This is a genomic window from Sediminicoccus sp. KRV36, assembly GCF_023243115.1.
In the GTDB taxonomy this organism is placed as follows: Bacteria; Pseudomonadota; Alphaproteobacteria; order Acetobacterales; family Acetobacteraceae; genus Roseococcus.
In genome coordinates, this window is sequence record NZ_CP085081.1 from 1,931,109 (window position 1) to 1,955,445 (window position 24,337).

Here is a 24,337-nt window from a genome sequence, read left to right on the forward strand (position 1 = left end):
ACACAAGGAATGACCCCCATGGACCTCGACACACGTTACCAGGCGCTGATGCAGCAGGAACCGCGGCTGCGCATCCGCGACGCCGCCGTCCGGCTCGGCAGCACCGAAGCCGCGCTGGTTGCGCTGGGTGGCGCCACCCCGCTGCGGCCAGAATGGCCGGCGCTCTTTGCCGCCTTTCCGTCACTCGGCGGCATCATGGCGCTGACCCGCAATGACCACGCGGTGCATGAGCGGCATGGGCGCTTCGAGGAGGTCTCCTCCGGCCCCGGCCATATCCTCGTGACCGGGCCGGATATTGACCTGCGGCTGTTTCCCGGCCGCTGGGCGCATGCCTTCGCCCTGGCGGGTGAGCGGCCCTCGCTGCAGATCTTCGACACGGACGGCCACGCCGTGCACAAGATCTTCGCGACGGCGATGACCGATCGCGATGCCTGGGCCAGTCTGGTGGCCAGCTTCACCACCAGCGTCGCGGCGCCAGTGCCGCAAAGCGCCCCGCCCCGCGCCCTGCCGCCGGCCGAGGGCGAGGTGGATGCCCGCGCGCTGCGCAGCGACTGGCTGGGCCTGCGTGACACGCATGAATTCTTCGCCCTGCTGCGCCGCCACAAGGCGACCCGCCGCCAGGCGCTGCGCCTGGCCGGCGAGGATCTGGCCCAGCCGCTGGCGCCATCCGCCGCGCGCATCGCGCTGGAGCTGGCCGCAGCGCGTGAGGTGCCGATCATGGTGTTTGTCGGCAATCGCGGCGCCATCCAGATCCATACCGGCCCCGTCCAGCGCCTTGCGGCCACGCCGGGCTGGTTCAACGTGCTGGACCCCACCTTCAATTTGCATCTGCGCGAAGCGGGCGTTGCCGAAGCCTGGCGCGTGGTGAAACCCACCGATGACGGCGCGGTGACCAGCCTCGAATTGCTGGATGCCGAAGGGGAGACCATTGCCCTGCTGTTCGGCGCCCGTAAGCCGGGCCAGGCGGAGCGCGAGGACTGGCGCAGCCTGGTGGCGGACGTGGCCGAGGCGCAGGCGCTGGAAGCCGCATCGTGATCAGCCGGCGCAGCCTGCCCGCCCTGCTGCTGGCCGTATCCCCCCTGGCCATGCTTCCCCTGGCGCGGCCCGCCACGGCGCTGCCGGGGCGCATCGCCGTGGCGGGCGGCGGTGTCGCGGAAATGCTCTGCGCGCTCGGTCTGGAATCGCGCATTTGCGGTGCGGATTCGACCGCGCAGCATCCGGCGGCGCTGCGCGCGCTGCCGCAACTGGGCTACCAGCGGGCGCTCTCGGCCGAGGGCGTGCTCTCGCTGCGGCCGGACATCCTGGTGCATGCGCATGAGGCCGGACCGCCCGCGGTGCTCGCGCAGCTGCGCGCGGCCGGGTTGCGGCTGCTGGGCGTGCCGCGCGTGGCCGATGCCGAGGGGCTGGTGGCCGCCATCCAGATGCTGGGCCAGGAACTCGGCGCTGATCCGGCGCCTGTCACCACGGCCCTGCGGGAGGATTTCGCCGCTCTGGCGGCCATGTTGCCGCGGGAGCCGGAGCCCCGCGCGCTGTTCCTGCTCTCGGCCGGGAATGGCGCGCCGCAGGCCTCCGGGCGGGGCACCGCGGCCGCCGCGATGTTCGGCCTCGCTGGCATTCGCAATGTCCTGCAGGCCTATGAGGGCTATCGCCCGCTCTCGCCCGAGGCGGCGCTGGGCCTGGGCGTGGATTGGCTGGTGGCGCCGAAGCATAGCGTGGAGGCGCGTGGCGGCCGCGTCGCCTTCCTGGCGCAGCCGCAGGTGGCCCTGCTGCCCGCGGCGCGCGCCGGGCGGCTCTACACGGATGACAGCCTTTATCTGCTGGGTTTCGGCCCGCGCACGGCCCATGCGGCGCGTGACCTGGCCGCAGCGCTGCATGGCGTGACGCTGCCGCCGCTGCCGGAGCGCCCCTGGTTGTGATCACCTGGCGATTGCCGCTGCTGGCCGTGATGACCTGCGCGGTGCTGGCGCTGCTGCTGGGTGTCGGCGCGGTGCCGATTCCGCCTGCCCGCGTGGCGGGCGCGCTGCTGGGCTCGGGTGTTGGGGCAGATGGCGCCATCCTCTGGGGCCTGCGGCTGCCGCGCACCTTGCTCGCGGCGCTGGCGGGTGCGGCGCTTGGCTTGTCGGGGGCCGTCATGCAGGGGCTGTTCCGCAACCCGCTGGCCGATCCGGGCTTGCTGGGCGTCTCGGCCGGCGGGGCTTTCGGCGCGGTGGCGATGATCGTCCTGTTGCAGCCGATGGTGCCGCCCGGGCTGCGGCCACATGCGGTGGCGCTGGCCGCCTTTGCCGGCGCCCTGCTGGTCACGGCGCTGGTGCTGCTGCTGGCCCTGCGGGAGCGGCAGGTGGGGGTTGCGGGGCTGCTGCTTGCGGGCATCGTGCTGAACGCCTTTGCCGGCGCCGGCACCTCCTCGCTCATCTATGCGGCCGATGACATGCAACTGCGGGACGTGACCTTCTGGACCATGGGCTCCGCCGCGGGCGCCACCTGGCCGGTGCTGGGCGCCACCTTGCTGGCAGCGCTGCCCCTCCTGCTGGCAGCGCCTTTCCTGGCGCGCGGCCTGGACGCGCTGATCCTGGGCGAGCGCGAGGCCACCACGCTGGGCATTCGCGTCGAATGGCTGAAATGGGGTGCAGTCGGCCTCGTCGCGCTGGCGGTGGGCGGCGCTGTGGCGGCGACGGGGTTGATCGGCTTTGTCGGCATGGTGGCGCCGCATCTGGTGCGCCTCGCGGGTGGGGCCGGGCATCGCTGGGTGCTGCCGGCCTCGGCCTTGCTGGGGGCGCTGCTGCTTGCAGCCGCCGATGGCCTGGCGCGCACCGCCGTGGCCCCGGCCGAATTGCCGATCGGCCTGGTCACCGCCCTGCTCGGCGCCCCGGTCTTTCTCGCCTTGCTGTTGCGCCAGGACAGGATCGGCCGATGACGCTCTCAGCCGAGGGTTTGCGTGTCGTGCGCGCCGGCCGTGTGCTGCTGGACCTGCCCCGGATCGCGGTGGCGCCGGGGCAGGTGCTGGCGGTGCTGGGGCCGAATGGCGCCGGGAAATCCACCCTGCTGCGCTGCCTCTCGGGCGAATTGCGGCCTGATGCGGGGCGGCGCCATCTGCTTGGCCGCTCGCTTGCGGATTGGCCCGCGCGGGAATTGGCGCGCCACCGCGCCGTCATGCCGCAGGCCAGCGCCATGGCCTTTCCGCTGCGCGCGCGGGAGGTCGTCGCACTCGGGCGCATCCCGTGGGGCGGAGGTGAAGCCGGGGTGGATGAAGCGCTGGCCGCGGCAGGCGCCACGGCGCTGGCGGCGCGCTGGTATGGCACGCTCTCGGGCGGGGAGGCGCAGCGGGTGCAACTGGCTCGGGTGCTGGCGCAACTGCATGGCACGCCCGCCGCCCGAAGCGGGCTGTTGCTGGATGAACCGACGGCCAGCCTGGACCTGCCCCATCAGCATCGCATCCTGGAGGGGGCGGCCGCATTGGCGGCGGCGGGCACGGCCGTTGTGATGGTGGTGCATGATATCGGCCTCGCGGCGCGCTATGCCACGCATGTCCTGCTGTTGCGGGCCGGCATGCCGGTGGCGGCCGGGCCAGTGGGTGACACGCTGACGGCAGGGCTGTTGAGCGAGACCTTCGGCATTCAACTGCGCCAGGTGGCCGATCCCTTGGCGCGCGAGGCGATCTTCGTCGCGGCGGCATAAGCATCCGCCGGCGAGACGGCCCAGGAGACGGGCCCCGGGGGCCGCCTCAGGGCTTTTCGCGGCTCTTTTCAATCATCGCGAGCAGTTCCGGCGGAATGGGCTCTTCCGCCACCTTGCCGAACATCGCGTTCAGGCCGCGATCGAGCCAAAGGTCGAACGCGGCATCGGGCGCGGCATCCCTGCCGCGCCGGCCTTTTCGCCTGGCTGCAGGCATATCGCGTTTTCCTTTCGCGGAGCTTGCCTGATCGTCGCTCACCGCATCTCCTAGGCGACCAGCATCCCTGGGGCATCCCCCCGCAGGCGCGGCATCCGCGTGGGCGCCGCACCCTGGCGCGTCGTCACGCGGCGCTGTGTTCCGTCCTGCAGCCGGGAAGGCACCTCGCCCAGCAGCCAAGCGCGAAGCTGCGCCCGCGTGCGTGACACGCGCGCCTTCAGCGTCCCCACGGGAATGCCGAGTTCCACGGAGAGATCCTCATAGGAGGCGCCCTCCACCGAGACGCGCATCAGCAGCAGGCGCTGTTCGGCCGGCAGCCGCGCAAGGTGGTGGTTGAGTTCCTTCATGGCCAGGCTCTCCTCCTGGCCGCCGCTGCGCGCCAGGACGGATTGCGGCGCTTCCTCGATGGTGGTGGAGGGGCGCACACGCCGCCGGTCGGAGAGGAAGCGGTTGCGCAGGATGCTGCCCATCCATGCGCGGAAATTCGTGCCCGGCTCAAAGGAGGCCCGGGCGGCCAGCGCATTGGCGACGGCGCTCTGCACCAGGTCATCGGCATCGGGGCGGTTGCGCGTCAGCGCCAGGGCCTGCTGGCGCAGCGAAGGCAGGACGGCGATCATCAGGTCGTGAAAGTCAGCCGGGGCAACGCCCTCGAGTGGGGCCGTGACCGTCGCGGAATGGTTCGGGATCGGGTTCATGGGCATCACCTTACAGCATGGAACCCCTGAGAAACGCGGCGACGCGGTGCCCGTTGCATGACAACGCGTCCATCTTACAAAAACTTCCCACCGCCGTGCAACCCGTTGGCCGCCACGCGGTTCCACGTGGCGAAGTTGCCGCAACCGCGATATGTTCCTTTCCGGTTGGGCTGGGCCAGGCCCGTGGATCATTCACGCCACGGCCGGGTCGCCATGTCACGCTGCTTGTGCCGGGTTTCGCATTCCCCGGTCCAGCGCCGTCTTCCTCAACCACAACCGCGGGAGCCCGGATCTTGGCCACAACCTCTGACACGCTTGCCCTGCTTCCCTTCGCGCGGCGCTACGCCCGCGCGCTGCTGGGCACCCAGGCCGCGGGTGACGCCGTGGTCGCGCGCGCCATCGGCATGCGCCTGGACGATGTCCCGCCGCAGCTTGCCCTCTATGCCGCCATCACCCGCCTGACGGCCGAGGACGGGACGGCCGGCGCAATCCCGCCGCTGTCGCGCCATCTGCTGCTGCTGACCGCCGTCGAGGAGCTCAGCCTCGCCGATGCCGCAATGGCCGTCGGGCTTGATCCGGCGGAGGCGGACCGGCGCATCACCTTCGCGCGTGAGGCCGTGCGCTCCGCCGTGGTGACCAAGGTCCTCATCATCGAGGATGAGCCCATCATCGCGATGGATCTGCGCATGCTGGTCGAGGATTGCGGCCACACGGTGATCGGCGTCGCGGCGACGGAGGCGGATGCCGTGCGCCTCGCCGCCGAGCATTCGGCCGGGCTGATCCTGGCCGACATCAACCTCGGCCGGGGCGGGAATGGCATCAACGCCGTCCGGCAGATCCTGACCCGGATGGAAGTCCCCGTGATCTTCGTGACGGCCTATCCCGAGGACCTCCTGACGGCCGAGGGGCTGGAGCCCGCCTTCGTCATGCGCAAGCCCTTCGACCGCTTCATGCTCGCCGTGTTCACCTACCAGGCGATCAGTGGCGGCTACGTCCCGCTGCCGTGATCCGGCTGCAACCCTGATCACGGCAGGGCGTTCATCCCACAGCACCGCAGCCTTAGCGGTCAACAAGGAGAACGCGGATGAACTGGGACACGATCAAGGGCAATTGGAAGCAGATGGCCGGCTCCGTGAAGGAGCAGTGGGGCAAGCTGACCGATGACGACATGACCATCATCGAGGGCCGCCGCGAACAGCTCGTCGGCCAGGTGCAGGAGCGCTACGGCATCGCCAAGGATGCGGCCGAAGCGCAGGTGAAGGCCTGGGAAGACCGCCACAAGGGCTGATGATGCCGGGGTGGCCCCACGCAGGTGAGGCCACCCCATCCTCAGCCGCGAGCTGGCACGCTCACAACGCCGCTTCAATTCCGGAAGGATAAGCCCATGCTCGCCTGGGCCATGATTTTCCTCGTGGTCGCGCTGCTGGCGGGCATTGCAGGATTTGGCGGCATCGCCGCCACGGGGGCGGGGATCGCGCGGGTGATTTTCTTCATTTTCCTGGTGCTCTTCGCGGTGGCACTGCTCACCGGTGCCGGAGGCCATGCCTGAGATGCAGCCCGTTCCCGCCCGATGAGCACCACCACCCCGAATGAGCCCCAGGGCACGCTCCCGCTGGAGCCGCCGGCGGCAGGCTCCCCGGTCCTGGCCTTCTGGGGCATCACCCGCATCTGGCTGACGGCGCCGGACCGTGGGAATGCGCGCTGGCTGATCGCGGGGTTGCTGGCCCTGACGCTGGCCCAGGTGGGGATCCAGATCCGCTTCAACCTCTGGAACCGGGATTTCTTCAACGCGCTGGAAAGCCGCGATGGCGGGGCGTTTCGTGAGCAGATCCTGTTCTTCCTGGGCCTGGCGGCGCTCTCCATGGCCGTTGCCGTCTATCAGCTCTATGTGAAGCAGCTGATCCAGCTGCGCTGGCGCGAATGGCTGACCACGCATCTGGTGCAGGCCTGGCTGCGCGAGGGGCGGCACTACCAGCTGGAAATCGCCCAGACCGGGGCGGATAATCCCGATCAGCGCATCGCCGAGGATGTGCGCATCGCCACCGACCTGGCGGTGGATTTCGCGACCGGCCTGCTCTCCTCGCTGCTTATGCTCACGGCCTTCATCGGCATCCTCTGGACCTTGTCCGGCGCGTTGCACATGACGCTGGCGGGGCGTGAGCTGGATATCCCGGGCTACATGGTCTGGGCCGCGCTGGCCTATGCGCTGCTGGGCACCTTCCTCACCTGGGTGGTCGGCCGGCCGCTGGTGCGGCTGAATGTCGCGCGCACCACGGCCGAGGCGGATTTCCGCTTCGGGCTGAACCGCGCGCGCGAAAGCGGGGAGGGGATCGCGCTGATCCGCGGCGAGGCGGATGAGCAGCGCGGCCTGGCCCGGCTTTTCGCCACCGTGGCGGGCGCGGTGCGCGGCCTGATGCGCAGCCAGCGCAACCTCATGTGGCTCACCAGCGCCTACGGCACGCTGGCGATGATCTTTCCCACCATCGTCGCCTCGCCCGCCTATTTCGCCGGCGCCATCACGCTGGGCGGCCTGATGCAGATCGGTGCCGCCTTTGGCCAGGTGCAGGGCGCGCTGAACTGGTTCGTGGATAATTTCGGCCGCATCGCCGAATGGCGCAGCGCCGTCTCCCGCATCGTCGTCTTCCGCGACCTCGTGGAGGAGCTGGATGTGATGGTGGAGGACCCCGAGCAGCCCACCATCTCCATCGTCGAGGGCCAGGAGGGGATGCTGGCCTTCCGCAATCTGGAGGTGGCCTTCGCCAATGGCACGACGGTGATCGCCGATGCCTCGGCCGAGATCCAGGCGGGCGAGAGAGTGCTGATCCAGGGTGAATCGGGCACCGGGAAATCCACCCTGTTCCGCGCGATTGGCGGGCTTTGGCCCTGGGGTGCGGGCGAGATCGAAATCCCCCCGCGGGAGGGCATGATGTTCATGCCGCAACGTCCCTATCTGCCGCTCGGGACGCTGAGTGCTGCGCTCTGCTATCCCGCGGCGGCCGCGGCCTTTTCCCTGGAGGAGCAGGCCCGGGCGCTGGAGCGTGTGGGGCTGGACCGGCTGGCCGACCAACTGGCGCAGGATGACCGCTGGGATCGTGTGCTGAGCCTGGGCGAGCAGCAGCGCCTGGCCTTCGCGCGGCTTTTGCTGCACGCGCCGCGCTGGATTTTCATGGATGAGGCGACGGCCGCGCTGGATGAGGCCAACCAGGACGCGATGATGCAGCTGGTGCTGGATGCGCTGCCGGATTCCGCGCTGATCTCGATCGGCCATCGCCCCGGCCTCGCGGCCTTCCATACGCGCACGCTCACGCTGGTCCGCGCGGAGGGGGGGGCCAAGCTGTCACGCCCGCGCCGCAAGGGCGCGCCACGACAATGGGCCAAGCCGCGTCCGCGCGGGATGGCGCCGGCCGGCTGAGCGGCGGCGGCGCGCAACCCGCGCGCAGGCCATGCGTTCCCTGGCTGACTGAACGCCGCATCTCGAAGCGGCCTGGCGAAGGAGAGAAACATGCGCGGTGCCCTGCTCTGGCTGGTCGGGATTCCGATCCCCGTGATCATCCTGCTTTATGTCTTCGGCGTGCTTTAGCCGCCGGCCCGAACCCTCGGCCGGCTGGTCGAGGGCGGATCATCCGGGCCGGAAGGGGCGCTGCCCCTGGCACCTTCCTGGCCGCCGGTCTGGCCGATTTCAGCCCTCGTCCAGCCGCGCCTCGTTGCGCGCGATGGCCGCATCCAGCTCCGCGCCGAGCAGGATCAGATAGACGCTCACATAAAGCCAGGTGAGCAGCGCGACAGCCGCGCCCAGCGCGCCATAAGTGGCGTCATAGCTGGAGAAATGCCCGACATAGAGCGAGAAGAGCAGCGACGCGATGGCCCAGAGCAGCGTGGCCGTCACGGCACCCGTGGAGAGGATGCGCCAATGCTTCGGCCGCCGCGCCGGCCCGAAGCGATAGAGCGTCGAAATCGCCAGCACCACCGAGCACAGCAGCAGCGCGAAGGATGCGCCGCGCACCAGGATGGCATCGCGCGTCGGCAGGCCCAGCAGCGTGAGCAGCGTCGGTAGCGCCACCAGCAGGCCCAGCCCGATCGTCACGGCGAGGATGGCGCCCAGCGTGATCATCAGCGCAGTGCCATAGAAGGCCAGCACGCTGCGATGCTCCGCCTGCCCATGCGCGAGATTGAGCGCGCCGAGCAGCCCGCGAATGCCGGAGGATGCGCTCCAGAGGCCGATCGTCCCGCCGATCCAGGTGCTCAGTCCCGGCGTCTGGCGGGGCGATGCCACCAGTTCCTGCACGCGCACGGCGATCAGCGCGTAGCTTTCCTCGGGCAGCAGGCGATTGAGCAGGGCGAGCTGCGGCTCGATGGTGCGCAGGTCAAACCACATGCCGTAGAAGGTGATGCAGAGCGAAAGGGCGGGAAACAGCGCCAGCATCGCGTAGAAGGCGCAGCCGGCCGAGACCAGCGAGATCTGATCCGAGGCGGCGACCGACCAGGCCTGTTGCCAGAAGCCCAAAGGGGCAACCGCCTCCGACTGGAGGCGCGCCTCTCGCCTGGCAACGCGCCGCGCGCTGGCGGCCCTGGGTGGGGTCATCCGGCAAAAATCCTTCTTCCGCTTCAACTGTCGCAACGCAAAGCGGGCCGATGCGTTGCAGCCTGTCAAACAAGGAATGCACCATGGCCCCGTTTCGCCCGCCAGAGACCGCTCCGTCGGAGGGCAGGGCCGCGCGCCTCCTGCTGATCGCGGGGGTCATCATCGCGCTCTATGTGGGGCGCGAGATCTTCGCCCCCCTGGCGCTGGCGCTGCTGCTCACCATCGCGGCCCTGCCGGCGGTGGGCTGGATGGAGCGGCTGGGCCTGCCGCGGGTTCCCTCGGTGCTGCTGGTCCTGCTGCTCGTGGTGGGCGTATTTGGCGGGCTGGTATCGGTTGTGCTGACCCAGGCCCTGGCGCTGGCCACCGAATTGCCGGCCTATGAATCCGTCCTGCGCGGCAAGTTGCAGAGCATCAGCCAGGGCTCCGGCCCGCTGGAGGGCGTCGTGCTGCTGATCCGCCGCCTGGGCACGGCGATGGCCGCGCCGGGTGCCGCACCCGCCGCCATGGCCGTCTCGGTCGTGGGGGCGGAGCGCAGTGCGCTGAGCACCTTGCTCGAACTCGCGATGGTGATCATCGCGCCTGTCGCGATGCTGGCGATCACCCTGCTGCTGATGGCCTTCATCCTGCTGCGGCGGGAGGATGTCCGGAACCGCTTCCTGCGCCTCGCGGGGCTGCATGAGATGCACCGCACCACGGGCGCGATGGCCGAGGCCACGGCGCGCATCGGCCGGTTCCTCCTCATGCAGGTGGCGGTGAACGGGCTGTTCGGTTTCTCCATGGGCCTCGGCCTCTGGGCGTTGGGCGTGCCCAATGCGCCACTCTGGGGGGTCATGGGCTTCGGGCTGCGTTTCATCCCGTTCCTGGGTGCCCCGCTCTCCTTGCTGTTCCCCTTGCTGCTGGCCTTCGCCACGACGGAAGGGTGGTGGACCGTCATTCTCGTGCTGGCCCTCTTCGCCGTGGTGGATGTCGTCATCACCTATGTGATGGAGCCCTGGCTCTATGGCGCCAGCATGGGGGTGACGCCGCTGGCGCTGCTGATTTCCTCGGCCTTCTGGGCGGTGCTGTGGGGGCCGGTGGGGCTGATCCTGGCGCCGGCCATGACGGCCTGCCTCGTCATCATCGGCCGGCACGTGCCGGCCTTCGGTTTCCTCGATGTGATGCTGAGCGATGCCGAGCCGCTGCCGCTGCCGGCCCGCTTCTACCAGCGCATCCTGGCCGAGGATGCGCGCGGCGCTGCCGCCCTGCTTGGGCCGGCTGTCGCGCGGCTGGGCGTGCAGCCCGCGCTGGAGCAACTTGCCATGCCCGCCATCGCGCAGATCGGCAGTGACCGCCCGAGCGAATCCTTTGGCGCCGCCCTGGCCATCCGTGCTTCGCGCGCATTGGTCCGGGTGCTGGAGCCCTTTGCGGATGAGCCGGATGGCGAAGCCGATATCCTGGTCCTGCCCATCGCGGGTGCCCTGGACCGGGCCGCGGCCACCCTGGTCGTGGCCGCCCTGCTGGAGGCGGGGCACGCGGCGACCCTCGCGCCGGACAAGGCGCCCGCGCCCGTCGTCATCCTGCTGGTGGCGGCAGCGACGCCGCCGCGGCATCGCCTGGCCCGCGCCCTGCGCGATGGGCGCCGCCTGCCGGGCCACATGATGACCTTCGCGGCCACCGCCGAAGCCGAGCATGCTCTTGCCCGCGAAGCGCTGCCGCTGCCCGCGCTGATGGGTTTGCAGGCGCTGATCGCCGAAGTGGACCGGCAGATCGAGGAAGCGGCGGAAAGCCTGGGCTGAGCGCCGCGCGCCTTACTCGGCGGCCGGCGTCGCCGCCTGGCGCCGGTGGCGATCCAGCGCCGCCGTCAGGGCTTGGCTCAGCCCGGATGGGGTGAAGGGCTCCGGCAGGGCATCCAGCGGCGCGGGCGCGATGCTGAGATCCCCCCGGCTCGCCAGATGCAGCGTGACCACCGCCCGCCGTGCCAGCGCCTGGCGCAGAAGCTGCACCGAGACACCCTGCAAGGTGGCGGGCAGCAGCGCCGCATCCACCGTGCCCGCGGCTTCCAGCACGGCCAGTGCTGCATCGAGCGAGGCGGCGGGGCCGACCAGTTCGCAGCCGGCCTGGCGCAGTGCTGCGGCCATCGCGGCCGAGCGGTCCGGCTGGTCATCGGCGATCAGCACGCGGCGGCCGGACAGTCCGGCCTGGCCCTCGGCCCGCTCCATGGGAACGCCCCCGGCAAAGGCCACGCCGCCGATTATCAGCACGCAATGCAGCCCCTCGGGCAGCCAATGCCGCTCCAGACGGCCCGCGAGTTGCGCGCCCATATTCGCGTCGATCAGCAGGGAACCCAGGCCCACCCGCGCGGGAACGCCCTGGATTTCGGGGCCGCCCTGCTCGATCCAGTCCAGCAACACCTCCTGCCCGCTGATCCGCCAGCGCAGCGCCAGCTTCCCGCCAGGCCGGGAGAGCGCGCCATATTTCACCGAATTGGCGACCAGCTCGTGCAGGACCATCGCAAAGGGCTGGGCGGCCTCGGCGGTCAGCCGCAGCGAGGGGCCTTCGAGCGAGACCTGTCCCTGCAAGGAGGCCAACTCCTGGACGATGATCTGCTCCATCTCGGCGCTGACCCAGCGCTCGCGGGCGAGGACGTTGTGCACCCGGCTCAGTGCGGCGATCCGGCCCTCCAGCACCGCGATCAGCGCCGGCACGTCATCCTCGGCCTCGGCCGCGGAAAGGCGGATCAAGCCGCGCACCACGCTCAGCACGTTCTGCGCACGATGATCCACCTCGCGCGAGAGCATGCGCTCCGACGCCTCGATCCGCTTGCGGGTGGTGATGTCGATGATGGCGCCGCTGACGCCGGTGATGCTGCCGCTGGCCCCGCCCACGGGGAAATAGCTGCACAGCCAGAAGCGTTCCTCGCCCTGCACCAGGCCACTCAGCTCCAGCGCCTGGACCGGCTGGCCGGTCTCGAGCACCTGCTGCATGGCGGGCGCCATCCTTGCCGCGAGCTGCGGCGCCATGGACCAGATGGTGCGGCCGATATGGGCGGCGGCGGGGTGGCCGTTGGTTTCCGCCAGCATGTCGTTGATCGCGACGAAGCGCAGCTCGCGGTCCATCAGGCAAAGCCCGGCTGGCGCGCTTTCATAGGTGGCGCGCAGCCGGGCCGAACTCTCCTCCCGGTCGGCCTCGGCCTGGCGGCGTTCATGGTAGTCGAGACCGACCGCCGTCCAGGCGATGGGCTCGCCCGAGGCGGCGCGGATCGGCGCGCCGGTGAACAGGAACCAGCGCCATTCCTCCTTCGCCGCCTGGCAGATCCGCATCTCGCGCGAGAAGGGCGGGGTTGTGCCGTCATGCAGGCTGGCCAGCGCCTCGCGCCAGGCCAGGGCCGCCCCCTCGCGATCTTCGGGGTGGACCGCCGCCAGCCAGCCATCGCCGCAGCTTTCCGCCATGTCCAGGCCGGTGATCTGCCGCCAGTATTCGTTGGTCCAGTCCACCTGGCCTTGCCGGTCGGCCGTCAGGACGATCTGGGGCGCCACGGCCACCACCGCCTGCATGCGGGTCTGCGCCTGCAACCTAGCCGCCTCACGCGAGGCGACGCTCTCGGCCATGGTGTCGAAGGCCTCGCCCAGCTTGTGGAATTCCCGCCCGCCGGTGATGTGGCCCACGCGGGCCAGCCAATCCTGCGCCTCCCAGCTCCGCACCGTGTCCAGCAGGCGGTGCACCGGGCGCTCCACCGCGGCGTGGAAGCCGAGGATGGCCAGGACGAAGGTCAGCAGCAGGGAGCCCACGATCATCAGCGCCGCGCGCCGGTCGGCATAGAGATCCGCCGCCAGGGAGGCGCTGGCATCCAGCCCGACCGAGACGAACAGCCCCAGAGGCTCATGCCCGAGCGGCAGATAGGCGGCGATCCGGCGGATGCCGTCCAGCGCCGGGGCATCCAGGATGCCGGGGCCCGTCGCCCGCAACAAAGCCATGGCGAAGGGCGGCATGGCCTGGCCCACGAAGCGGTCAGGATCGGCCGAGCGGGCCAGGATGACGCCATCGCGGTCGGCGATGGTGGCGGAACTGCCGGCCGGCAGCGGGGCGGCCTGCAGCTCCGCCACCAGCCAGTCGATGGAAAGCGCCACTTGCAGCACGCCCAGGGCATGGCCCGCATCATCGCGCAGGGGGGCCGCGAAATGCAGGCTCCGCTGGCCGGTCGAACGCCCGATGGCGTAGCCGCCGACCTGGAAGTTGTTTTCCGCCAGGGCGCGCTGGAAATAGGGCCGGTCCGCGACGTTGATGGCTTCGGCGGCCGGATGCGCGAGGCAGACCGACTGGCCCGCCTGATCAAACACGCTGGCATCCAGGTAGCGCGGATTGGCCGCGATGATGCGGGCGAGGAAGGCGTCGCATTCGGCGCTGGGCCGCAGCGCCCGCACCGCGTCATGCGCGGCCATGCTGGTCATCACCTGGCGCGCCGCCTCGATCACGCTGGTCTGCTGCTGGCCGACGAGGCGCACGAAGCGCATCGCCTGTTCCCCCAGTTGCTGCGTGCGCTCCAGCCGCGCCTCGCGCTCCAGCACCACCTGGACGATGGCCGCCGGAACCAGCGCGATGATGAGCCCGATGAAGGCCCAGACAGCGAGCGGCAGGGCATCCAGTTTCCGTTGCAGCCACGCCATCCCGCCCAATCCTCTCCCTGCCTGGCAGGCGCCCTGGTTCAGGCCGCCTTCGCCATCACCTCATCCGCCACGCGTTCGACGATGACGTCCACCTCAAGCGCCAGGGGGTCGGTCGGGTCCCCCAGAAATCCCCCACCGACGGGTACGGCCTGCTCCGGTGCGCGTGACACGCCAACGCGAATCAGGTTGCTGCCCGCGAGCAGGCCGTTGGTCGGATCATACTCCACCCAGCCGGCGCCGGGCAGATAGATGGCGCACCAGGCATGGGTGGCACCGCCGCCCTGGTGGCTGCCGGCGGCGTCGTCATAGAGGTAGCCGGTGACGAACCGCGCCGCGAGGCCGAGGCTGCGTGCGGCCTCCATCATCAGCAGCGCGAAATCCCGGCAGGTGCCGCTGCCCAGCGCGAGGGTCTCGGCCGGTGATTGCGTGCCTTCGGCCTCACGCGGGAGGTAGGTGAGCTCCGCCTGCACGGCGCGCGTCATCCGCTCCAGCATGGTCAGCGTCGCCACCGGCCCGTCACCCGTGCTGAAGCGCCTTGCCCAGCGGCCCACTTCACCCCCCGCATCGGGGTATTGCGGCTCGGTCAGGCGGCCGAGATCGGCGATTTCCTCGGGCCCATAGGCGAAAGGATAGCTGCGCGCCGCGGGGTCCAGCGTGGTGGAGGGCAGCGCGCTACCCGAGGGAAAATGCGTGAGATCGAGACGGGAGACGATGCGCAGCCGCGTGGTCCGCACATCCGCCGGCCAATCCAGCAGGCAGATGGAATTGCCGAACAGGTCATGCGCCCAGGTCACGGCACTGGGCTGCGGTTCGACCGCCAGCGTCGCCGCGTGCAGCCGCAGGTCATGGCTGTCCCGTGGGCGCAGCTGCAGGCGGTGGCGCATGAGGCCGACCGGGCGACGGTAGCTGTATTCCGTCATGTGGGTGATCTGGAGACGCGGCATGCGGCACACCTTTTCAGGGACTTGAAGCCGGTCGTGAACGCGTCACACGGCATGCGGTTGCGGGGGGCAGGCTCACGCCGGGGCTTGCGTGGCCGCTTTGCCATCCAGGCCCCAGAAGGCCGCGATATGCCGCGCCGCCGGAACGCCGACATCGAGAACCCAGGGGCCGGCGCTGCCAGCGCCCGCGCCGATGGGAAAGCCATGGCCCATGCCGGCGATGGTCCAGAGCTCAACCGCCGCCGCGCCACGCCGGCTCCAGACCCGGTGGCGGGTGGCCTCGGCGGGTTGCGTGTCGCTCGTCGGCTCCTCCAGGCAGCCATGCAGCGCGGACCATTGCGTGGCGAGGATTTCGGCGTTTTCCGGATCCACCGTGCGGTCCTTCTCGCCCTGCCAGATGGAAAGCCTCGGCCAGGGCTGCTGGCCGCGTGGCGCGGTGCGGGCCCGCACGCTGGCCACGAGCCCGAGGCGCGTGCGGAACGGGTCGGCGCGGTGCATCCGCAGCAGCGCCATGGGCGAGGTGCTGGCACTGCCCACCGGCATGCCCGCAACCACGGCCCCCCCGGCGAAGACGGCCGGATAGGCCGCCAGCATGGCCGCCGCCATCGCGCCACCGGCGGAAAGCCCCACGATGAAGACGCGGCGGGGCGATGAACCGAACCGGCGGATCGCATGGCGCACCATTTGGCGGATGGACATGCCCTCGCCCTGGCCACGGCGGACATCATCGGGCCGGTACCAGTTGAAGCACCGGCTGCGGTTGTTCGCGATGGCCTGCTCGGGCATGACCAGCGGGATGCCCAGGCTCTCCGAAAGGGCCAGCCAGCCGGCCTGGGTGGCAAAGGCGGCCCCATCCTGGCGGCAGCCATGCAGCACCAGGATCAGCGGCGCGCCGGCGGCGGGAGGCTTGCGCGGTTGATACACCAGCATGCGCAGCTCACCGGGGTTGGAGCCGAAATCCCTCACCTCGGCGACGCGGCCGCGCACGCCACCTGGCTCCGCCGGATTGGCCGCCGCAGGCCAGGCCAGCGTCATCAGGCGAACCGCCGCCTTGCCGAACTGCGCGGCGACGCCAATCGCCCCCAGCCGCCTGGCCGCCCGCGCCCTTGGCAGCGCGATGCGCTTGAAGCGACGCGACAATCAGCGCCCCTTCCTGGGCGGTGGCACGGAGACACTGCGCAAGGCGCGGGCCCAGAATCGGGTCACATCCTGGGTGGTGGCGGTGGTCAGGGCGGTTTGCTGGCGCTTCGCTTCGGCCATCATCATGCCACGGCCGGTATTGGCGGCGCGGTTGGCGGCACTGAGCCACAGGCTCATCAGGGGATTGCGGGTCACTCGCGGCATGGGGGGCGCACTTTCTCGATCAAACGACAGATGCCGAACGGGGCGCCGCACCGCCCGTTGCATGCATGCGCCTGGCCTGTCCCGTAAATCGCCGCGAATGGCCGGCCGCGTCTCACCCCGTCAGGGCGTTCCCGTCAGGGCGAGAAGCTGTTTACCAGGCTGCCGATGCCCGGGATCGAGACGCTTACTTCCATGCCCGGCCGCATGGGCAAGGCGCCGACGGAGGTGCCGCAGGCGATCACATCGCCCGGCTGCAATGTCACCTCGCGCGAGATGAGTGCCACGATGCGTGCCGGCGGCAGGATCATGTCCGCGCAGGGATAGTCCTGGCGAATCCGCCCGTTCAGGGCGACCTGCACGCGCAATTCACGCCAGTCCAGCCCGGTTGCGATGCAGGGGCCGATGGGGCCGAAGCTGTCGGGGGATTTGGCCCTGGCCCATTGGGGGAAGGAGGGATCGGCGGTCAGGATGTCCAGCGCCGTTACGTCATTCACGCAGGTCAGGCCGAAGATCGCCGCCGCGGCCTCGTTCTCCTCGGCATTGGCGATGCGCTGGCCGATGACGAGGCCCAGCTCCCCCTCATACAGCGTCTTGCCGGCATAGCCGGCGGGCGGGCGGATCGCCTCGCCCGGCCCGATGATGCTGCCGGGCGCCTTGAGGAACCAGAGCGGTGTTTCGGGAATGGCATTGCCCTGCTTGGCGGCCAATTCGTGGAAATTGTTCCACAGCCCGATGAAATGCCTGGGCCGCACCGGCGCCAGCAAGGTGACGTCGCCCAATGGCAAAGCGGGGCCGGCCGGCGTCGCCGTGCCGAACATGTCGCCTTCGAAGGGTGTCACGGCCGCATCGGCCAGGGTGCCGAAGCCCTCCATGCCAGCGGCCGTGCGGAAGCGAATCCAATGCGTCACCATGCTCAGACCTTTTTCGCCGCCATGAGGTAATTCACGCCGGTATCGCGCGCGATGCGGAAGCCCGAGGTGAGGCTGGGCACCATGCCGGCCGCATCGGTCACGGCCAGCCCTGCCTGGCGCAACAGGCCGCCCAATTCGGCCGGGGTGACGAACAGCTTCCAGTCATGCGTGCCACGCGGCAGCCAGCGCAGGATCTGTTCCGCGCCCAGAATGGCAACCAGATAGGCGCGGCGCGTGCGGTTCAGCGTGGAGAGAAACACCTGCCCGCCAGGCCGCGCCAGCCGGGCGAGGGCGGCGCAGAAGGCGGCGCGCTCGGCCGGTGGCACATGCTCGATCACCTCCAGCGCCAGCACGGCGTCAAACCCGCCCTCGGCGAGGCTTTCCGGCGTGCCATCCCGGTAATCCACCACGAGGCCCGAGGCCGCGGCATGGGCGCGCGCGGCATCCAGCGCCGCACCCGCGGCATCCAGCCCGGTGACCAGGGCGCCACGCCGGGCCAGCCATTCCGAGGCGAGGCCCGCCCCGCACCCCACATCCAGGATGCGCAAGCCCTCCAGCGGGCCGAGGCGCTCCGCGATCCAGCCCATGCGGGCCGGATTCATGGCGTGCAGCGGGGCCATCGGGCCGCTGGTCTTCCACCAATCGCCCGCCAGGGCGTCAAACTTTGCGACTTCCCGGGGTTCAGCGCTGCCCGACATGTTGCCCATCCGCGTCATGAACGGTATCTGACGCGCCCTCAGGTCCACCGCAAGGCCTGCCCCCCGATGGAGAGCCGGTTGGGGGGCCGGCCAGGAACTCGCATGTCCCGTATTGTCATGAAGTTTGGCGGCACTTCCGTCGCTGATCTCGACCGCATCCGCAACGTCGCGGCCCGTGTGAAGCGTGAAGTGGATGCCGGCCACCAGGTGGCTGTCGTCGTCTCCGCCATGTCGGGGACGACGAACCAGCTCGTCAAATGGTGCCAGGATCTCTCGCCGCTGCATGATGCGCGGGAATACGATGTCGTTGTCGCCACGGGCGAGCAGGTGACGATCGGCCTCACTGCCATCGCGCTCCAGGCGATCGGCGTCGAGGCGCGGTCCTGGCAGGGCTGGCAGGTGCCGATCCTGACCGATGATGCCCATGGCAAGGCCCGGGTGGACCGGATCGAGGGCGAGGAGCTGATCCGCCGGATGGAGCAGGGCCAGGTGCCCGTCGTCGCCGGCTTCCAGGGGCTCGAGCCCGGCCGCAACCGGGTGACGACGCTGGGGCGGGGTGGCTCGGACCTCTCGGCCGTGGCGCTGGCCGCGGCGCTGAAGGCCGATCGTTGTGATATCTACACCGATGTGGACGGCATCTACACGACCGATCCGCGCATCGTGCCCCGGGCGCGCAAGCTCGATCGCATTTCCTATGAGGAAATGCTGGAGCTTGCCTCGGTCGGTGCCAAGGTGTTGCAGACGCGTTCCGTCGAACTTGCCATGAAGGCGCGGGTTCGCGTGCAGGTGCTTTCCAGTTTTGAAGACAAGCCAGGCTCCCTGGTCGTGGATGAGGACGAGATCATGGAGAAGCCGATTGTTTCCGGCATTGCCTATTCCCGGGATGAGGCGAAGGTTACGCTGCGCCGCGTGCCGGACCGCCCGGGTGTCGCCGCGCGGGTGTTCGGCCCGCTCTCGGCCGCCAATGTGAATGTGGACATGATCGTCCAGAATATCGGCGCCGATGGCGGCACAGACATGACCTTCACGGTCGGCCGTTCCGACCTGCCGCGTGCGAGGGACATCCTGGAAAAGGCCAAGGCCGAGCTGGGCTTCGAGGCGCTGATCGCGGATCCGGACGTGGCAAAGATCAGCGTCGTCGGTATCGGCATGCGCACCCATGCGGGCGTGGCCGCTACCATGTTCAAGACCCTGGCCGAGAAGGGCATCAACATCCAGGTGATCTCGACCAGCGAGATCAAGGTGAGCGTCCTGGTGGCGGCCGACTACACCGAGCTCGCGGTCCGCGCGCTGCACACGGCCTATGGGCTGGATGCCGCCTGATGGACGCCGTGAGCCGCCCGCCCAAGGCCGCCTTTGACGAGCTGGACCGCCTGATGGCGCGCGGCGCCGCCTTCTTCGGCGCGCGCTATGCCCTGCTGGGCGGGGCCATGTCCTGGGTGAGCGAGCGCAACCTGGTGGCGGCCCTGTCCAATGCCGGGGCCTTTGGCGTGATCGCCTGCGGCGCGATGGAGCCGCACCACCTGGATGCCGAGATCGCGGCCACCAAGGCGCTCACCGACAAGCCATTCGGCGTCAATCTGATCACGATGCATCCGCGCCTTGAAGCGCTGGTGGATACCTGCCTTTCGCATGGGGTCACGCATATCGTCTTCGCCGGCGGCATTCCGCCCGGCTCGGCCATCAAGCGGGCGAAGGAGGGGGGGGCGAAGATCATCTGCTTCGCGCCCGCCCTGGCGCTCGCCAAAAAGCTGATCCGCTCCGGCGCGGATGCGCTGGTGATCGAGGGGAGTGAGGCGGGGGGGCATATCGGCCCGGTCAGCCTCAATGTGCTGGCCCAGGAAATCCTGCCGCACATCACCGAGGTGCCGGTGTTTGTCGCGGGCGGCATCGGCCGGGGGGAGGCGATCCTCTCCTACCTGGAGATGGGGGCGGCGGGTGCTCAGCTTGGCACGCGCTTCGTCTGCGCGACGGAAAGCATCGCGCATCCGAACTTCAAGCGCGCCTTCATCCGCGGCAATGCGCGCGACGCGCTGCCCACCGTGCAGATTGACGAGCGCTTCCCGGTGATCCCCGTGCGTGCCCTGCAAAATGAGGGCACCAAGCGCTTCATGGAGCACCAGGCCATCGTGCTGAAGCGCTTCCAGGCCGGCGAATTGGCCAAGGATGAAGCGCAGCTCGATATCGAGCATTTCTGGGCCGGCGCGCTGCGCCGCGCGGTGATCGAGGGCGATGTGGAGCAGGGCTCGCTCATGGCGGGCCAGTCGGTCGGCATGGTGTCGCGCGAACAGCCGGCGGCCGAGATCGTGGCCGAACTGATCGGCCAGGCCGCCGCGGCCATCGCGGCCAGGCACGGCTTCGCATGAGGTTTCTGGGCTTCGGCCAAGGGGGCTTTGCGGCCCAGGCCGGAAGGGATTAACCATGGCTCCGTGTTCGACGACATGAAACGCTTCCGCCCCCAGGAGGCCCAGCCCGTGGATGCCGCCAGGCTTGGAGAAGAACTGCGCGATGCGCGGCTCGCCCTCGGTCTTTCGATCGAGGATGTGGCAGCCCAATTGCGCATCCGCCGCGTCTATCTCGTGGCGCTGGAGGAGGGGCGGGTGAAGGACTTGCCTTCACCGGCCTATGCTGTTGGATTTGTGCGTAATTATGCCGGCGCCCTGGGGCTTGATCCCTCTGACATGGTCCGCCGCCTGCGGGATGCCGTGGCCACCGGCCCGCGCAAGACCGACCTGGTTTTCCCCGAGCCCGTACCTGAGCGTGGTTTCCCGGCGGGCGTCGTGGTGCTGCTGGGCGCCGTGATCGCGGTGGGCGCCTATGTCGGCTGGTACAACTGGGCAGGCAGCGGCAATCGCAGTGTGGATGCGGTGCCGGCCGTGCCTGCGCGCCTGGAGCCCGCCGCCCGCACGGGCGAGGCGCTGCGGCCCGCAGCCCCGGGACCGGCACCGGCCCCGGCGCCTGGCGTTGCAGCCACCCCGCCCCCTGCCTTGGGTGTCCCGGCCTTGCCGGTGCCCGTGGCAGTGCCCGTGCAGGTGCCCCCGCCCGTGGCGCCCCCGGCCCCCGCGGCCCCGCCCGCCGATCAATCGCGCATCACCGTGCGGGCCAAGTCCGAGATCTGGACCCAGGTGCGTGATCCGCGCAGCAACCAGATGCTGTTCTCCCGCAACCTCCGCGCCGGTGAGAGCGTGGCCTTGCCCAACCGGGAAGGGCTGCTGCTCTCGGTGGGCAATGCCGCGCTGCTGGAGGTTCTGGTGGATGGCCAGCCTTCGCCCAGTTTCGGCAATACGCCAGGCGTGCGGCGGGATGTTCCCCTGGTGATCGAGCAACTGCGCCAGCCACGCGGGACCGCCGGCCAGCCGGCCGCACCCAGGGCCGCAACCCCGCCGGCAGGTGGCGCGGCCGCGCCGCCGGCGCCGGCAGCCCAGCCGCCCGCGCCGGCCCGGCTCAATCCCCCCGTGACGCCCGCGCCACAACGCCCGCCGCAATAGGCGGCTTTGGCAATGCCTGCCGGCGCGCCTATATTGCGCCCAGAACGCCATTTCCGAGGGAATGCATGAGCTACCGGCCCTATCAGCACATCGCGCGCCGCAAATCGCGCCAGATTCGCGTCGGCAAGGTTCTGGTGGGGGGCGATGCGCCCATCAGCGTGCAGACCATGACCAACACGCTGACCTCGGATGCGGCGGCGACCATCGCGCAGATCCGCAAATCCGAACTGGCCGGCGTGGACATCGTCCGCGTCTCCTGCCCGGATGAGGAAAGCACGGCAGCCCTGGCCGAGATCGTGCGCGAAGTGAATGTGCCCATCGTGGCCGATATCCACTTCCACTATCGCCGCGCGATCGAGGCCGCGCAGGCCGGTGCCGCCTGCCTGCGGATCAATCCCGGCAATATCGGCTCGGCCGAGCGGGTCAAGGAAGTCATCAAGGCGGCGCGGGACCATGGCTGCTCCATCCGCATCGGCGTGAATGCCGGCTCGCTGGAGAAGCACCTGCTGGAGAAGTATGGCGAGCCGAACCCGGAGGCGCTGGTGGAAAGCGCGCTGTGGCATGCGGACCACCTGCTGCAGAACGACTTCCACGAGTTCAAGATCAGCGTGAAGGCAAGCGACGTCTTCCTCGCCGTCGCGGCCTATCAGCAACTGGCCGATGCCTGTGACCACCCCTTGCACATCGGCATCACCGAGGCGGGCGGCAAGCGCACCGGCACGGTAAAGTCCTCGGTCGGGCTGGGTTCGCTGCTTTGGGCCGGCATTGGCGATACCATGCGGGTCTCGCTGAGTGCCGAGCCGGAGGAGGAAGTCTCCGTCGCCTGGGATATCCTGAAATCGCTGCATCTGCGGCATCGCGGCGTGAAGATCATCTCCTGCCCCTCCTGCGCGCGGCAGGGTTTTGACGTGATCCGCACGGTGGAAAAGCTGGAGGAGCGCCTGGCGCATATCGTCCAGCCCGTCAGCCTGTCCATCATCGGCTGCGTGGTGAACGGGCCTGGCGAGGCGCTGATGACCGATATCGGCCTGACCGGCGGCGGGGCCAGCCGGCACATGGTCTATTCGGCCGGCAAGCAGGACCACACCACCGATACCGAGGCGATGGTGGAGCATCTGGTGGGGCTGGTGGAAGCGCGGGCCGCGATCCTCCAGGCGGAGGCGGATGCGCAGAAGGCGGCGGAAGCGGCGGCGAAGCTCGCGGCCGAATAGCCCACCGCCCGACGGCATCGCGCCCTGCGCCCCGTAAAAGGGGCCATCTCCCGTTTCGTTGCGATTCCGCTATAGAGGGACAGCGCGCGCCGCCAGGTTCTGGCCCGCCGCGGGGAGAATCGCACATGGCACACCAAGCCATCACGCCGGCAAAGGACAGCGCATGACCGAACAACCTGTCCTGCTCAGCATGGATGCGCGCGGGATCGCCACCGCCACCCTGAACCGCCCCGCCCTCGGCAATGCCTATAATGGCGCGATGCTGACGGCGCTGATCGAGGGGCTGGGCCAGCTTGAGCGCGACCCTTCCGTCCGCGCGCTGGTGATTCGCGGGGCCGGCAAGCATTTTCAGGCCGGCGCCGATATCCATTGGCTGAGCGAGGCCGCCGCCGCGCCGCCCGAGCAGGCCTTCGCCTCCAGCATGCTGACGACGCGCGCCATGCAGCGCCTCAATGAGTTCTCCAAGCCCAGCTTCGCCGTGATCCATGGCGCCTGTTTCGGTGGTGGCACCGGCATCGCCTGCTGCGTGGATGTCGCCCTGGCCACGACAGCTGCGAGTTTCGGCATCACCGAGGTCCGCGTCGGCGTCGCCCCCACCCCGATTTCCACCCACATGGTCCACGCCATGGGCCTGCGCCACGCCCGCCGCTACGCCATCACGGGCGAGCGTTTCGGCCCGGAGGAAGCGATGCGCATCAACCTGGTGCATGAGGTCCATGCGCCCGAGCGGATCGAGGCGCGGCTGGAGGAAATCCTGGCGGCGACATTGCTTTCCTCGCCCGTCGCCATCGCGACCACCAAGGCGAGCCTGCTGGAATCCAATGGCCTGACGCTGGATGAGCATCAGATGCGGCAACTCGCGAATGAGAGCTGGATGCAGCGTTCGGGTGCCGAGGGGCAGGAGGGGCTCGCGGCGTTCCGGGCGAAGCGCAAGCCCAGCTGGGCGCCCGGTTGAGCCGCGCTTGGCGTTCCCCGCGGGGCGGATTATAGCACGGCCCACCTCAGGCCCGCGCCCTGGGAAACCCTCCGGAGCACCGCATGAGCAGCAATCTGACCCCCGTCATCGGCCTCATTGGCGGCTCTGGCCTCTATGACATTGACGGGCTGGAAGATCGCGAGTGGCGCCATGTGGAGACCCCCTGGGGCGAGGCTTCGGACCAGCTTCTGTTCGGCACGCTGGCCGGCATCCGCTGCGTCTTTCTGCCGCGCCATGGGCGCGGCCACCCGAACCCGCCCTCGGCGCTGAATTTCCGGGCGAATATTGACGCACTGAAGCGCAGCGGCGTCACGGATGTCATTTCGCTGTCCGCCGTGGGTTCGCTGAAGGCGGAATATCCGCCCGGCCATTTCGTCATTGTGGATCAATTCATTGACCGCACTTTCGCGCGGGAAAAATCCTTCTTCGGCCCGGGCTGCGTCGCGCATGTGAGCGTCGCCCACCCGACCTGCCCGCGGCTGTCGGACGCGATCGAGGCCGCCGGCGCCGAACTCGCCCTGCCAATGACGCGCGGCGGCACCTACCTCGTCATGGAAGGCCCGCAATTCAGCACCAAGGCCGAATCCCTGCTCTACCGGCAATGGGGCTGCGACGTGATCGGCATGACCAATATGCCCGAGGCCAAGCTCGCCCGTGAGGCGGAGCTTTGCTACGCCTCCGTCGCCATGGTGACGGATTTCGATTGCTGGCACCCCGATCACGACCACGTCACGGTGGACCAGGTGGTGAAGGTGCTGTTCTCCAACGCCGACAAGGCGCGGGCCCTGGTCAAGGCGCTGATCCCGCGCATCGGCGGCGAGCGTGGCCCGTGCCCGGCCGGCTGCGACCGCGCGCTGGACCACGCGCTGATCACCGCACCCGAGAAGCGCGACCCGGCGATGCTGGCGAAGCTGGACGCCGTGGCCGGCCGGGTGCTGCGCGCCGCCTGACGCCGCGCC

Annotated in this window: 24 protein-coding genes; 15 read left to right on the forward strand and 9 right to left on the reverse strand. The window is 69.7% G+C overall.

Going from position 1 to position 24,337, the window contains the following annotated elements:
* Nucleotides 1-18: 18 nt before the first annotated feature.
* The 4 genes from LHU95_RS08845 to LHU95_RS08860 are packed head-to-tail and all read left to right on the forward strand — an operon-like array spanning nucleotide 19 to nucleotide 3,675.
* Complete coding sequence (locus tag LHU95_RS08845) at nucleotides 19-1,035, forward strand: ChuX/HutX family heme-like substrate-binding protein (RefSeq protein ID WP_248711000.1); 1,017 nt, start codon at nucleotides 19-21, stop codon at nucleotides 1,033-1,035.
* Complete coding sequence (locus tag LHU95_RS08850) at nucleotides 1,032-1,916, forward strand: ABC transporter substrate-binding protein (RefSeq protein ID WP_248711001.1); 885 nt, start codon at nucleotides 1,032-1,034, stop codon at nucleotides 1,914-1,916. Before LHU95_RS08845 ends, LHU95_RS08850 begins: the two co-directional genes overlap by 4 nt.
* The gene (locus LHU95_RS08855) at nucleotides 1,913-2,914 is read left to right on the forward strand and encodes an iron ABC transporter permease (RefSeq protein WP_248711002.1); all 1,002 of its coding nucleotides are present in this window, start codon (nucleotides 1,913-1,915) and stop codon (nucleotides 2,912-2,914) included. Before LHU95_RS08850 ends, LHU95_RS08855 begins: the two co-directional genes overlap by 4 nt.
* Complete coding sequence (locus tag LHU95_RS08860; RefSeq protein ID WP_248711003.1) at nucleotides 2,911-3,675, forward strand: heme ABC transporter ATP-binding protein; 765 nt, start codon at nucleotides 2,911-2,913, stop codon at nucleotides 3,673-3,675. Before LHU95_RS08855 ends, LHU95_RS08860 begins: the two co-directional genes overlap by 4 nt.
* Before the next feature lie 46 nt (nucleotides 3,676-3,721).
* Here LHU95_RS08860 and LHU95_RS08865 read toward each other — a convergent pair whose 3' ends face one another.
* A complete protein-coding gene (locus tag LHU95_RS08865; RefSeq protein WP_248711641.1) occupies nucleotides 3,722-3,931 on the reverse strand; it encodes a hypothetical protein in 210 nt (69 codons plus the stop codon).
* Nucleotides 3,932-3,939: 8 nt separating this feature from the next.
* A complete protein-coding gene (locus LHU95_RS08870; RefSeq protein WP_248711004.1) occupies nucleotides 3,940-4,584 on the reverse strand; it encodes a sigma-70 family RNA polymerase sigma factor in 645 nt (214 codons plus the stop codon).
* 293 nt (nucleotides 4,585-4,877) lie between these two features.
* On the opposite strand from LHU95_RS08870, the gene LHU95_RS08875 reads away from it, so the two are divergent.
* The 4 genes from LHU95_RS08875 to LHU95_RS08890 all read left to right on the forward strand — a co-directional run bounded on the left by LHU95_RS08875 (nucleotide 4,878) and on the right by LHU95_RS08890 (nucleotide 7,996).
* On the forward strand, nucleotides 4,878-5,591 hold the full coding sequence (locus LHU95_RS08875) for a response regulator (protein ID WP_248711005.1): 714 nt from the start codon (nucleotides 4,878-4,880) through the stop codon (nucleotides 5,589-5,591).
* Nucleotides 5,592-5,668: 77 nt separating this feature from the next.
* Nucleotides 5,669-5,872 (forward strand): CsbD family protein, encoded by a 204-nt coding sequence (locus LHU95_RS08880; protein WP_248711006.1) that lies wholly within the window; start codon nucleotides 5,669-5,671, stop codon nucleotides 5,870-5,872.
* A gap of 96 nt (nucleotides 5,873-5,968) precedes the next feature.
* Nucleotides 5,969-6,133 (forward strand): DUF1328 domain-containing protein, encoded by a 165-nt coding sequence (locus LHU95_RS08885; protein ID WP_248711007.1) that lies wholly within the window; start codon nucleotides 5,969-5,971, stop codon nucleotides 6,131-6,133.
* A 21-nt stretch (nucleotides 6,134-6,154) separates the two neighbouring features.
* Nucleotides 6,155-7,996, forward strand: a complete 1,842-nt coding sequence (locus LHU95_RS08890) for an ABC transporter ATP-binding protein/permease (protein WP_248711008.1) — start codon at nucleotides 6,155-6,157, stop codon at nucleotides 7,994-7,996.
* A gap of 267 nt (nucleotides 7,997-8,263) precedes the next feature.
* Here the strand turns inward: LHU95_RS08890 and LHU95_RS08895 are convergent, their stop codons facing one another.
* The gene (locus tag LHU95_RS08895) at nucleotides 8,264-9,166 is read right to left on the reverse strand and encodes a YihY/virulence factor BrkB family protein (protein WP_248711009.1); all 903 of its coding nucleotides are present in this window, start codon (nucleotides 9,164-9,166) and stop codon (nucleotides 8,264-8,266) included.
* A gap of 83 nt (nucleotides 9,167-9,249) precedes the next feature.
* On the opposite strand from LHU95_RS08895, the gene LHU95_RS08900 reads away from it, so the two are divergent.
* Nucleotides 9,250-10,941 (forward strand): AI-2E family transporter, encoded by a 1,692-nt coding sequence (locus LHU95_RS08900; RefSeq protein WP_248711010.1) that lies wholly within the window; start codon nucleotides 9,250-9,252, stop codon nucleotides 10,939-10,941.
* A 12-nt stretch (nucleotides 10,942-10,953) separates the two neighbouring features.
* Here the strand turns inward: LHU95_RS08900 and LHU95_RS08905 are convergent, their stop codons facing one another.
* From LHU95_RS08905 to ubiG, 6 genes are all read right to left on the reverse strand, one after another.
* Nucleotides 10,954-13,809 (reverse strand): PAS domain-containing protein, encoded by a 2,856-nt coding sequence (locus tag LHU95_RS08905; protein WP_248711011.1) that lies wholly within the window; start codon nucleotides 13,807-13,809, stop codon nucleotides 10,954-10,956.
* Nucleotides 13,810-13,847: 38 nt separating this feature from the next.
* On the reverse strand, nucleotides 13,848-14,753 hold the full coding sequence (locus LHU95_RS08910) for a transglutaminase family protein (RefSeq protein ID WP_248711012.1): 906 nt from the start codon (nucleotides 14,751-14,753) through the stop codon (nucleotides 13,848-13,850).
* A 72-nt stretch (nucleotides 14,754-14,825) separates the two neighbouring features.
* Complete coding sequence (locus LHU95_RS08915) at nucleotides 14,826-15,890, reverse strand: PHB depolymerase family esterase (protein ID WP_248711013.1); 1,065 nt, start codon at nucleotides 15,888-15,890, stop codon at nucleotides 14,826-14,828.
* Nucleotides 15,891-16,094: a hypothetical protein gene (locus LHU95_RS08920; RefSeq protein WP_248711014.1), complete on the reverse strand. Its 204-nt coding sequence runs from the start codon at nucleotides 16,092-16,094 to the stop codon at nucleotides 15,891-15,893.
* Nucleotides 16,095-16,228: 134 nt separating this feature from the next.
* Complete coding sequence (locus LHU95_RS08925) at nucleotides 16,229-17,005, reverse strand: fumarylacetoacetate hydrolase family protein (RefSeq protein ID WP_248711015.1); 777 nt, start codon at nucleotides 17,003-17,005, stop codon at nucleotides 16,229-16,231.
* Between the two features lie 2 nt (nucleotides 17,006-17,007).
* Nucleotides 17,008-17,721, reverse strand: coding sequence for a bifunctional 2-polyprenyl-6-hydroxyphenol methylase/3-demethylubiquinol 3-O-methyltransferase UbiG (gene ubiG / locus LHU95_RS08930; protein ID WP_248711016.1), 714 nt, complete (start codon nucleotides 17,719-17,721; stop codon nucleotides 17,008-17,010).
* An 84-nt stretch (nucleotides 17,722-17,805) separates the two neighbouring features.
* Here ubiG and LHU95_RS08935 point away from each other — a divergent pair, with 84 nt between their 5' ends.
* The 6 genes from LHU95_RS08935 to LHU95_RS08960 all read left to right on the forward strand — a co-directional run bounded on the left by LHU95_RS08935 (nucleotide 17,806) and on the right by LHU95_RS08960 (nucleotide 24,328).
* Nucleotides 17,806-19,026 (forward strand): aspartate kinase, encoded by a 1,221-nt coding sequence (locus tag LHU95_RS08935; protein WP_248711017.1) that lies wholly within the window; start codon nucleotides 17,806-17,808, stop codon nucleotides 19,024-19,026.
* On the forward strand, nucleotides 19,026-20,069 hold the full coding sequence (locus LHU95_RS08940; protein WP_248711018.1) for a nitronate monooxygenase: 1,044 nt from the start codon (nucleotides 19,026-19,028) through the stop codon (nucleotides 20,067-20,069). Before LHU95_RS08935 ends, LHU95_RS08940 begins: the two co-directional genes overlap by 1 nt.
* Nucleotides 20,070-20,144: 75 nt before the next feature.
* Complete coding sequence (locus LHU95_RS08945; protein ID WP_248711019.1) at nucleotides 20,145-21,191, forward strand: helix-turn-helix domain-containing protein; 1,047 nt, start codon at nucleotides 20,145-20,147, stop codon at nucleotides 21,189-21,191.
* A gap of 65 nt (nucleotides 21,192-21,256) precedes the next feature.
* Nucleotides 21,257-22,402, forward strand: coding sequence for a flavodoxin-dependent (E)-4-hydroxy-3-methylbut-2-enyl-diphosphate synthase (gene ispG / locus LHU95_RS08950; protein WP_248711020.1), 1,146 nt, complete (start codon nucleotides 21,257-21,259; stop codon nucleotides 22,400-22,402).
* A gap of 163 nt (nucleotides 22,403-22,565) precedes the next feature.
* Complete coding sequence (locus LHU95_RS08955) at nucleotides 22,566-23,357, forward strand: enoyl-CoA hydratase-related protein (RefSeq protein WP_248711021.1); 792 nt, start codon at nucleotides 22,566-22,568, stop codon at nucleotides 23,355-23,357.
* 83 nt (nucleotides 23,358-23,440) lie between these two features.
* The gene (locus tag LHU95_RS08960) at nucleotides 23,441-24,328 is read left to right on the forward strand and encodes an S-methyl-5'-thioadenosine phosphorylase (RefSeq protein ID WP_248711022.1); all 888 of its coding nucleotides are present in this window, start codon (nucleotides 23,441-23,443) and stop codon (nucleotides 24,326-24,328) included.
* Nucleotides 24,329-24,337: the final 9 nt, after the last annotated feature.

Coding starts and splice junctions, on each gene's coding strand:
- LHU95_RS08845 (WP_248711000.1), top strand. CDS start 19: ATGGACCTCGACACACGTTACCAGGCGCTGATGCAGCAGGAACCGCGG.
- LHU95_RS08860 (WP_248711003.1), top strand. CDS start 2,911: ATGACGCTCTCAGCCGAGGGTTTGCGTGTCGTGCGCGCCGGCCGTGTG.
- LHU95_RS08870 (WP_248711004.1), bottom strand. CDS start 4,584: ATGAACCCGATCCCGAACCATTCCGCGACGGTCACGGCCCCACTCGAG.
- LHU95_RS08880 (WP_248711006.1), top strand. CDS start 5,669: ATGAACTGGGACACGATCAAGGGCAATTGGAAGCAGATGGCCGGCTCC.
- LHU95_RS08885 (WP_248711007.1), top strand. CDS start 5,969: ATGCTCGCCTGGGCCATGATTTTCCTCGTGGTCGCGCTGCTGGCGGGC.
- LHU95_RS08890 (WP_248711008.1), top strand. CDS start 6,155: ATGAGCACCACCACCCCGAATGAGCCCCAGGGCACGCTCCCGCTGGAG.
- LHU95_RS08895 (WP_248711009.1), bottom strand. CDS start 9,166: ATGACCCCACCCAGGGCCGCCAGCGCGCGGCGCGTTGCCAGGCGAGAG.
- LHU95_RS08900 (WP_248711010.1), top strand. CDS start 9,250: ATGGCCCCGTTTCGCCCGCCAGAGACCGCTCCGTCGGAGGGCAGGGCC.
- LHU95_RS08905 (WP_248711011.1), bottom strand. CDS start 13,809: ATGGCGTGGCTGCAACGGAAACTGGATGCCCTGCCGCTCGCTGTCTGG.
- LHU95_RS08910 (WP_248711012.1), bottom strand. CDS start 14,753: ATGCCGCGTCTCCAGATCACCCACATGACGGAATACAGCTACCGTCGC.
- LHU95_RS08920 (WP_248711014.1), bottom strand. CDS start 16,094: ATGCCGCGAGTGACCCGCAATCCCCTGATGAGCCTGTGGCTCAGTGCC.
- LHU95_RS08925 (WP_248711015.1), bottom strand. CDS start 17,005: ATGGTGACGCATTGGATTCGCTTCCGCACGGCCGCTGGCATGGAGGGC.
- ubiG (WP_248711016.1), bottom strand. CDS start 17,721: ATGACGCGGATGGGCAACATGTCGGGCAGCGCTGAACCCCGGGAAGTC.
- LHU95_RS08935 (WP_248711017.1), top strand. CDS start 17,806: ATGTCCCGTATTGTCATGAAGTTTGGCGGCACTTCCGTCGCTGATCTC.
- LHU95_RS08940 (WP_248711018.1), top strand. CDS start 19,026: ATGGACGCCGTGAGCCGCCCGCCCAAGGCCGCCTTTGACGAGCTGGAC.
- LHU95_RS08945 (WP_248711019.1), top strand. CDS start 20,145: ATGAAACGCTTCCGCCCCCAGGAGGCCCAGCCCGTGGATGCCGCCAGG.
- ispG (WP_248711020.1), top strand. CDS start 21,257: ATGAGCTACCGGCCCTATCAGCACATCGCGCGCCGCAAATCGCGCCAG.
- LHU95_RS08955 (WP_248711021.1), top strand. CDS start 22,566: ATGACCGAACAACCTGTCCTGCTCAGCATGGATGCGCGCGGGATCGCC.
- LHU95_RS08960 (WP_248711022.1), top strand. CDS start 23,441: ATGAGCAGCAATCTGACCCCCGTCATCGGCCTCATTGGCGGCTCTGGC.